Here is an 8,472-nt window from a genome sequence, read left to right as displayed (position 1 = left end):
TATTTTTGTTGTCCAAGAAACGGGAGGCAGTTCACACTCACTCGCGGGGCTTTTCTTTACGTTCTATCCACGTTCTAGCGTCGACCCACGAACCAGTCCGACAGCTTATCGATACGCGCCTGAATCTGCTCCGCAGAAGCCTGCGCGACCGCCGGGCCGCCACAAATCTTACGCAGCTCATTGTGAATCACGCCGTGCGGCTGACCCGAACGAATCGACCACGCTGCCACGTTCTTCGCCAGCTTATTGCGTAGCTCCTTCAACTGGCGGTGATCCACCACCGAAGGCGCCGCAGTCGCCGGGCGGCGTGCCGCATGCTCACGCTGATGCGCTCGCAACAGCGTACCGACCTGTTCGGCATCCAGCAGGCCCGGAATACCCAGGAAGTCCTGCTCCTCCTCACTACCCACGGCAAGGTTGCCGGAGGCGAACTCAGCGCCGTCGAACAGCACACCGTGGAAGGACGCCTCGGAGCCGAGCGCCTCGAACTTGCCGCGTGCCAGCTGCTCGGAGGCGCGCTCCTCGCGGTTTGCTTCTTCGAGCAGGTGATCGTCCAGGCCTTCAACCATAGGGTCGATTTCCTGGGGTGTGCCACGGTCGAGGGCGTGGTCGCGTTCTACTTCCATGTCGTTGGCGAGCATCATCAGCTGCGGCACCGAGGGTAGGAACACGGACGCGGTTTCGCCGCGCTTGCGGGCACGCACGAAACGACCAATAGCCTGCGCGAAGAACAGCGGGGTGCTGGTGCTGGTGGCGTACACGCCCACGGCGAGGCGGGGCACGTCCACGCCTTCGGATACCATGCGCACGGCAACCATCCAGCGTTGCATGCCTTCACGGAATTCGTCGATTTTTGCGGAGGCTTCACGGTCGTCAGAGAGAATCACGGCGGGGTATTCGCCGGTGATTTTCTGAAGCTGCTCTGCGTAGGCTTTGGCGTCCGCGTGGTCGGTGGCGATGACGAGCGCACCGGCGTCGGGCACGGTGCGGCGCACCTCGGTCAGGCGCTTATCGGCCGCCGCGAGTACGGTCGGGATCCATTCGCCGTTGGGGTCGAGGGCGGTTCGCCACGCCTGGGAGGTAATGTCCTTGGTGAAACCTTCGCCGAGGTTTGCCGCCATTTCCTCACCGGCGGAGGTGCGCCAACGCATCTGGCCCGAGTACGCCATGAAGATGACCGGGCGCACCACGTGGTCCTTCAGCGCGGGGCCGTAACCGTAGGAGTAGTCCGCTTTGGAGCGGCGGATACCGTCATTGTCGACCTCGTAGGTGACGAACGGAATCGGGGAGGTGTCCGAACGGAACGGGGTACCGGTCAGCGCCACGCGGCGGGTCGCGTCGTCGAACGCTTCACGCAGGCCGTCGCCCCAGGACAGCGAATCACCGGCGTGGTGAATCTCGTCAAAAATTACGAGGGTCTTCGTTTCCTCGGTGTTGCGGGCGTGTAGCTGCGGCTTATTCGCCACCTGCGCGTAGGTCAGCGCCACACCCTTGTAGTGGCGGCTGATGGTCACATCCGCGTTCTTGAAGTTCGGGTCAATGGGAATACCGACCTTCGCGGCGGCGTCTGCCCACTGCTTTTTCAGGTGGTCGGTGGGCGCCACAACGATGAGCTGGCGGACCGTGCCGCGGTTGAATAGTTCCTTGGCGAGGGTCAGCGCGAACGTGGTTTTACCCGCGCCGGGGGTTGCGACTGCCATGAAGTCGCGGGGGTTGGTTTCGAAGTACTTCTGCATGGCTTCTGCCTGCCAGGCACGCAAGCTGACGGAAGTACCCCAGGGGGCGCGGTCGGGGTATGCCGGGGAGAGCTTCGGCTTCACCATACTGTCAAATAGTGTGGGTTCCTCTGCGGGTGCGCTCATTCTCTCCTTCTTCCTCTTCTGCCTCTACTGATTCCTCCCGCCGACTCAGCGCAGGGGCGCTCCTCCCCCCGTATGGAGGTGGTGGGCACTCTGGTGTTCCTAGTGCGCTGGTGTTCTTAGCACTCTGGCGGTCCGGGCACAGCGAGGTTAAATTCTAGCACCACATCCGCGGGTTGGGCCGGGCTGTGGTGCAAGAATTTGGTGCTCGTCAGCAAAGTCTCATGAGCGGTGTTGGGCCGTTGAGTCTTGCTGCTGCGGCGTGTTATTTATTCGTATTTATTCAGGCGTATCGCCCAGGTTGTATCGCCCCGGTTGTGTTGTCTGAAGCGTGTCGTCTGGCGCGTATTATTCGCCGGAGCCGTTGTCGCCGTCGTTGCCGGGTGCGAGGCCTTCGTAGATTTCCTTGCACTGGGGGCAGACGGGGAACTTCTGCGGGTCACGGCCGGGTACCCACATTTTGCCGCAGAGGGCGCGTACGGGTTCACCGGTCAGCGCCGATTCGAGGATCTTTTCCTTGCGTACGTAGTGGGAGAAGCGCTCGTGGTCGCCGGGCTCAGAAAGCTGGGTTTCTTCGCGTTCGAGCAGGGCGGTGCCGCCTGCGGTTCCGGGGCCAAAGGGGTCTTCGATGCCTTCGATCGAGCTCATGTTTCTCCTTGATGATGAGGTGGGATACATAGGGTGAGGGGTGCCGCTGCACGGTTGGGTGATCAGCACTTTCTCTATTTTAGTAGCAGTTGGGAGGTGCTGAGCCCCCGGGTGGTCAATATGGAGGCAGACCACAGCTCAACCATAGACTCTTAGGTATTGCGGTGAGCTTCTTTCCGCTAGAAGTTCGGGGCTAGAAATTCGTGCGGCACAGAAAAGGGGTTCCGCGCCAGACTTAGTACCTAACACGGAACCCCTCTCGTTTATTCCTGATGTGCTGGAGCTTCGACTCTTGTTAGTTCGCCTGGAAGCGTGCCACACGCTCCAGCATCTTGGAGCTGACCTTGTCGTAGCGGTGACCGCCCCATGCCACGCCGCCCACGAGCAGTGCGGCACCAATCAGCAGCTGAATCAAGCCACCGTAGACGAGGGTTAGTAGATCTTGGGTCACGAAAATGTACACAACAACCGAGATACCGCCGGGTAGCGCGCTGAGCATCACCAGAATTACGGTGAGCATGAGCAGCAACTGATTAGCGAAGCCCTCATTGTTCTTCGGGTTCTTGAACGGGTTAGCACCCGGAGGCGCCACGGGCGGGCTAATGAAGGTGTCCATCACGCTGCCCATACCAGCCGCTGCGGCGAGCACGCCCAGCTGGTGCATCAGCACGATGGGGAAAAGCTCCAGGTGTCCATTTGCCGCTGAGGCGACGAACACCATCACCACCACGATCGGAACCATCAGGATGCTGTAACCCCAGAGACGGCCGAGACGATCGTCAATACCGCGTAGCGGGGAGAGCACGTGCAGGCTGAATGCGGTGTTGTCGTAGGAGACGAGGTAGCACATGTAGTAGCCGGTGAAGACGGTGCAGAAGTACATCCAGAATCCGAAGAGCTGCATCACGCCGCTATTGATGATCTGGTTAGCTTCAGCCGCGTTGACGCCGTTAAAACTGGCCCGACTTTCGAAGGAGCCTACAGAGCTCAGGAACAGGGGCATAGCCACCGTCAGTATCAGGTAAAGCATGGCGGTGCTTGCGGTCAGCAGCTGCAGACGGTTGTCTTTCAGAAATGAGTGCAGGGTTCGTGCCGCCACGGCACCACGCGGGGTTGCGGGGAACCGTGCCAACAGACCCAAATCACCCGCGGCGACTTCAGCTGCGCTCGCGTGGTGCGCGCTACCGCCCACATTCGCCATGGAGCGTGCCAGGTTCTTACCCCACAGCCACCATCCGCCAGCCAGGTAGACGAGGGTCAGAGCCAGGCAACCAAGGGCGGTACCCATATTGCCGGTCGCCATAAAGTAGGGCACCGCAAATGCCGACCCGAAGGGCGTCACGCTGAGCCACGGCAGGTAGGGCAGCACCTCTTCCCAGTGCTTGGTCAGGTAGGTTATCGTTCCACCGAAGATAAAGCCGGCGCTCATCATCAGTAGCATGGCAACGATCATCAGGGTGTTGGCGATGCGCGGGTTATCATTCAACGCCATGCCCAGGCGGTTGGCGAGACGAGCCCACACCATGAGGTTCGCAAGGCCGAGCACGCAGCAGATGAGGTACACGACCAGCGCGAGCGGTTGCGATATAAACGCGATCGCACCCAGCAGCACGGCAATGATGCTGGCAATGCCGGGGATACCCACGAACCCGCCGAGGAACTGGCCCTTCTGCAGGGTGGAGGGCTTGATGGGGAAGAGCACGAATCGGCTCTCGTCCAGGGTGCCGTCCAGTCCGCTAAAGAAAATGGGGACAATAGCCCAGGCGAGCGCAATAACCGCGCCTACCAGGAGGGTTCCGAGCTGACCGTATTCGGGTACCTCCGAGTTAGCGACAAAGTATGCGGAGCCGAGGCCGAAGAGCATGCCGCCCGCATAGAGCGCCGCAAAAATCAGGCCGATCAGTGCCCAGATGCTGCGGCGGAAGGCGGCGAGCACATACTGCCACTTTAGTGAGACGAGGTGCCCAACCATGACAATCCTTCCGAGGAGGTGCGGCCGCCGACCAGCTGCACGAATCGTTCTTCAAGGCTCATGCCGGCGCGTACTTCATCGACCGTTCCGGCGGCGAGAATACGGCCGGAGTCCATGACGGCTACGTGGTCGCACAGGCGCTGGACAAGGTCCATCACGTGCGAGGAGATAATGACAGTTCCGCCGGAGGCAACGAAGCCACGCAGAATGTCCTGAATATTAGCGGCGGAAACCGGGTCGACCGCCTCAAAGGGCTCGTCCAGGATCAGCACGGAGGGCGCGTGAACGAGAGCGGCGGCGAGCGCAATCTTCTTGGTCATACCGGCGGAGTAGTCAGCAACGGCACGGCCCGCAGCGTCGGTCAGGTCCATTGCGGCGAGCAGGTCCTTGACGCGGGAGGCAACGGTTTCCTTATCGATTCCGTGCAGGTAGCCGGAGTAGGTGATGAGCTGCTCGCCGGTGAGCTTGTCGAAGAGGTGCACGCCGTCGGGCAGCACACCCAGGTGCGCTTTGGCTTTGAGCGGGTCGGCCCACATGTCGATGCCGCGCACGTAGGCGGTGCCTTCATTGGGCTTGAGCATGCCGGTGACCATGGAGATGGTGGTGGTTTTACCGGCGCCGTTGCGGCCGACCAGTCCGTAGAAGGATCCGGAGGGGATGTCGAGGTTGATGCGGTCGACGGCGACCTTCTGACCGAATGCCTTGGTGAGGCCGCGGATTTCGATGGCGGGGCGAGCGCCAGCTGCAGGTATAGTCTGCGGGGTGACGGGTAGCTGCGGTGCTACCGATGCGGGAACTACAGCTTCCGGCGCTACAGGCTCGAGGTTTGTAGCTTCCGGCGCTGCAAATTCGGGGACTATAGCTTGAGGTACTGCCGCGGCGGGGGTTGCCTCTACTGCGGTCTCTTGTACCGGGCTGGTCTCTTGTACCGGGTTCTGCGGTGAACCTGGTTCTTGCGGGTTCGGGTCCTGGGGAAAGTGACTAGTGTTCATATTTTCACCCTACCACCCCCCCATGAGGTCTAGCAGGTTTGGTGATGAAACCTGCATTATTAAGTACTCACAATGCATAATATGGACATTTCGGGGTGCTATAGATGCCATCCAACCGCGCTATCAGACAGGTTGAGTCGCCTGCTCTCCCCACCCTTAAAACCGCTCAAACCCGCGAACGCAGAACGGGCTACAGCCTCCCCCGCAGCCCGAGTGCGGGGGTAGACGATAGCCCGTCCGTATTCAACGTTTCAGCCGCCTAGATTAGCCAGAGCTAGCTAGACCGGCTCATGACGTTTCCCAGGCGACAGCGCCTTTTAGAACAGCGCCATAGTCAGTGCCGCACGCGCCTTGACGGTGCGCGGGTCAGATGCACCCACCACGTCGAAGAGCTGCACGAGACGCTCGCGCACACGCGCCTTATCATCGGGACCTATCGCGCTGAACAGGCGCAGCAGACGGTTGTACGCGTCCTCCACATGGCCACCGACCAGGTCCAGGTCGGCTACGTTGAACGCGGCGTCAATGTTCATGGGGTCTGCCGCGGCCGCCGCGCGTTCGGTTGCCATGTCCAGGTCCTTCACTCGGGCAAGCAGTTCAACCTGTTCCAGGCCGAGCTTCGCTTCCTTATCGCCGGGGTTCTCGCTAATTGCCTTGCGGTATGCGGCGCGGGCACCCTCCAGGTCGCCGCGGTCGAGGGCAGCGACGGCTTCTGCGTGCAGGGGCGGCAGGGGCTTTTCGTCTTCGGGAACGACCGGGTCGAAGCCGCCGGGCAGCTGGTACTGTGCCGCGAGCTGAAGAACCTGGGAGAGCACATCGCCGAGGTCTTCTGCGCTGACCGGGCCGGTGTAAATCGGTGCCGGGCGGCCCGCCAGAACGGCAACACCCGCGGGCACACCGCTCACGCCGAATGCCTGGGCAGCTTCGGGGAGCTTGGTGACATCCACGGCGGCGCAAATCATACTACCCGCGGCGGAGTCGACGAGCTTCTGTACGCCCTCAAGCATCTGCAGGGAGGACGGCGAGTGCGGTGCGTAGAGCGCAAAAATCACGGCACCCTGGCTGGAGAGCTGCACAAACTTCTGGAACTCTTCGGGGGTGTTGACCTCGTAGCGCCAGGTGGGAGCGGAGGGGGCCTGCTCGCCGCCCTGTGCACCAGCAGACTGTGCCGCGTTGGGGTTCAGTTCCATGGCGTTGCGTACGGAGGCGGGAATCTCCTGCGCTACCCCGTTCTGCACAGCCCCGTTCTGCGCTGCACCACCCTGCGCGACGTTACCCTGTGCCGCGTTCTGGGATGCGCCGCGGTCTGCCGGATCAAAAATAATGCTCATCCTGGGCTCCTTTACGTTCTGTACCTATTGTTGCGTGCAGGCTAGATCCTTCACGCGTTCCTTCCTCTATTATCCCCACAATGCGCCGTTGCGAGCGCGCGTTCCCTGCCGCCTACGCTCTGAGCTCATGCAGGGACTAGCGCTTAGGCTAATCCTTGAACAGCGCGCAGATACCTCTCCCACATGCACTCCCCTGTCCTTGGGATTCACCGTGGACGCCGTAACAAAGTAAACCAGCCGGTAGAATGGCACAGTAGAGAAAAAATACCCGGAATGATTCGGAAAGGAAGAGCATGAGCGAGAAGAAAGCCTCAGAAGCTCCCGCAGAGACGACATCGTCCCCCGAGACGCGCAAGAAGGAATCCCTCACCGATCAGTTAACGGAGACCTTCAGCGAGATAACCGAAAGCATTAGCCAGGTGCGTTCCAAGCGCCGCCGCGCGTCCATGCCTCCTACGGATACCATTCCGGTGGTCCCCGCCGCTTCTGAGGATGCGCCTCCCGCACCGAAGGTGGTCGGCAACGGCAAGACCTCGATGATGCATAACCCGGTCGCTTTTGGTTTCCTCATGACCGTGGGCGTGGGTCTGGCGCTCTTCGCCTACTACATTTTCAATAATGTGGGTGCCCTGGTGGGTTGGGTGACCGGTGCTATTTTCATTGCTCTGGGTCTGGACCCGATTGTGCGCCGCCTGGAGTCTTGGGGCATTAAGCGCGGTATCGGCGTGATTGCTGTGCTTGCTGGTTTTGCTGGCGCTGTGACCGGTCTGGTGATGACGATTGGCCCGGTCATTAGCGAGCAGGCGTCTAAGTTTGTGCAGTACGCGCCGGGTATTTATCAGAACACGATTGATTCTGATTGGTACCACGAGCTTGATCAGCGTTTTAGCATCAGCACCTGGGTGAATGAGAACGTCCCTAAGTTCTTGGAGTCGACGTTCTCCTCTTCGCAGGTCAATAGCTTCATGTCGAGCCTGGTTTCTGCGGGTTCTACCCTGGCGCAGAGCGTGACCGGCGTGATTATTGTGCTGTTCCTGTCCCTGTACTTCCTCACGTCGATGGACACGATTAAGGCGTGGGGTGTGCGTTTGGCGCCGGCGTCTAAGCGTGTGCGTGTCAAGTACATTACCGACAAGATTACTGAGTCGGTGGGTAACTACGTGATGGGCCAGGCGATGGTAGCCATTCTGAACGCCCTCTTCGCATTCTTCATAATGTTGTTCTTGGGCTTTAGCTTCCCGCAGTTGATGGCTTTGGTCGTTATGATTCTGGCGTTCATTCCGCTGGTTGGTGGCGTGATTGCGCTGATTTTGACCTCGCTGATTCTGCTGACTCAGGGTTGGAGTCTGGCGCTGTGGTTTGCGGTGGCGTACTTCCTGTACTTGCAGGTGGAGGCGTACCTGATTTCTCCGCGTATTATGGCTCGCGCTGTGTCGGTCCCTGCCGGTGTTGCGATTATTTCGGTGGCTGCCGGTGGCGCGCTATGGGGCGTGCTGGGCGCGCTGATTGCTATTCCGGTGGCGGCTTCCATGCTGATTCTGGTGCGTGAGGTGTTCATTCCTCGCCAGGACCAACTATAGTCACCGCCCAGTTGTAGTCGCCTCCCAGCTGTAGAGTCCCCTCTAGGTTCTCTACGCGCTCATGCTCTTCCTTTCCGAATCATTCCGGGT

At 60.4% G+C, this 8,472-nt stretch carries 6 protein-coding genes; 1 reads left to right on the top strand and 5 read right to left on the bottom strand.

Annotated features, from left to right (window positions below):
- Positions 1-74 precede the first annotated feature (74 nt).
- The 5 genes from HMPREF2919_RS06470 to HMPREF2919_RS06450 form a co-directional block, all read right to left on the bottom strand.
- Positions 75-1,862 carry a DEAD/DEAH box helicase gene (locus HMPREF2919_RS06470; RefSeq protein WP_070593482.1) on the bottom strand — a complete coding sequence of 596 codons (1,788 nt, stop codon included), beginning with the start codon at positions 1,860-1,862 and terminating at the stop codon, positions 75-77.
- A gap of 345 nt (positions 1,863-2,207) precedes the next feature.
- Entirely contained in the window at positions 2,208-2,507 is a 300-nt protein-coding gene (locus HMPREF2919_RS06465) for a DUF3039 domain-containing protein (protein WP_005506434.1), read from the bottom strand.
- 295 nt (positions 2,508-2,802) lie between these two features.
- A complete protein-coding gene (locus HMPREF2919_RS06460; RefSeq protein WP_070666860.1) occupies positions 2,803-4,479 on the bottom strand; it encodes a transporter in 1,677 nt (558 codons plus the stop codon).
- Positions 4,455-5,471, bottom strand: a complete 1,017-nt coding sequence (locus tag HMPREF2919_RS06455) for an ABC transporter ATP-binding protein (protein WP_049357676.1) — start codon at positions 5,469-5,471, stop codon at positions 4,455-4,457. The genes HMPREF2919_RS06460 and HMPREF2919_RS06455 overlap by 25 nt, the downstream gene beginning before the upstream one ends.
- 317 nt (positions 5,472-5,788) lie before the next feature.
- Positions 5,789-6,802 (bottom strand): co-chaperone YbbN, encoded by a 1,014-nt coding sequence (locus HMPREF2919_RS06450; RefSeq protein WP_070666858.1) that lies wholly within the window; start codon positions 6,800-6,802, stop codon positions 5,789-5,791.
- A 293-nt stretch (positions 6,803-7,095) separates the two neighbouring features.
- On the opposite strand from HMPREF2919_RS06450, the gene HMPREF2919_RS06445 reads away from it, so the two are divergent.
- Entirely contained in the window at positions 7,096-8,382 is a 1,287-nt protein-coding gene (locus HMPREF2919_RS06445; protein ID WP_070666856.1) for an AI-2E family transporter, read from the top strand.
- Positions 8,383-8,472: the final 90 nt, after the last annotated feature.

The organism is Rothia sp. HMSC068E02, from assembly GCF_001813565.1.
In the GTDB taxonomy this organism is placed as follows: Bacteria; Actinomycetota; Actinomycetes; order Actinomycetales; family Micrococcaceae; genus Rothia.
The sequence above is the reverse complement of the archived record's forward strand: the minus strand, read 5'-3'. Positions and strand labels throughout refer to the sequence as shown.

Coding starts and splice junctions, on each gene's coding strand:
- HMPREF2919_RS06470 (WP_070593482.1), bottom strand. CDS start 1,862: ATGAGCGCACCCGCAGAGGAACCCACACTATTTGACAGTATGGTGAAG.
- HMPREF2919_RS06465 (WP_005506434.1), bottom strand. CDS start 2,507: ATGAGCTCGATCGAAGGCATCGAAGACCCCTTTGGCCCCGGAACCGCA.
- HMPREF2919_RS06460 (WP_070666860.1), bottom strand. CDS start 4,479: ATGGTTGGGCACCTCGTCTCACTAAAGTGGCAGTATGTGCTCGCCGCC.
- HMPREF2919_RS06455 (WP_049357676.1), bottom strand. CDS start 5,471: ATGAACACTAGTCACTTTCCCCAGGACCCGAACCCGCAAGAACCAGGT.
- HMPREF2919_RS06450 (WP_070666858.1), bottom strand. CDS start 6,802: ATGAGCATTATTTTTGATCCGGCAGACCGCGGCGCATCCCAGAACGCG.
- HMPREF2919_RS06445 (WP_070666856.1), top strand. CDS start 7,096: ATGAGCGAGAAGAAAGCCTCAGAAGCTCCCGCAGAGACGACATCGTCC.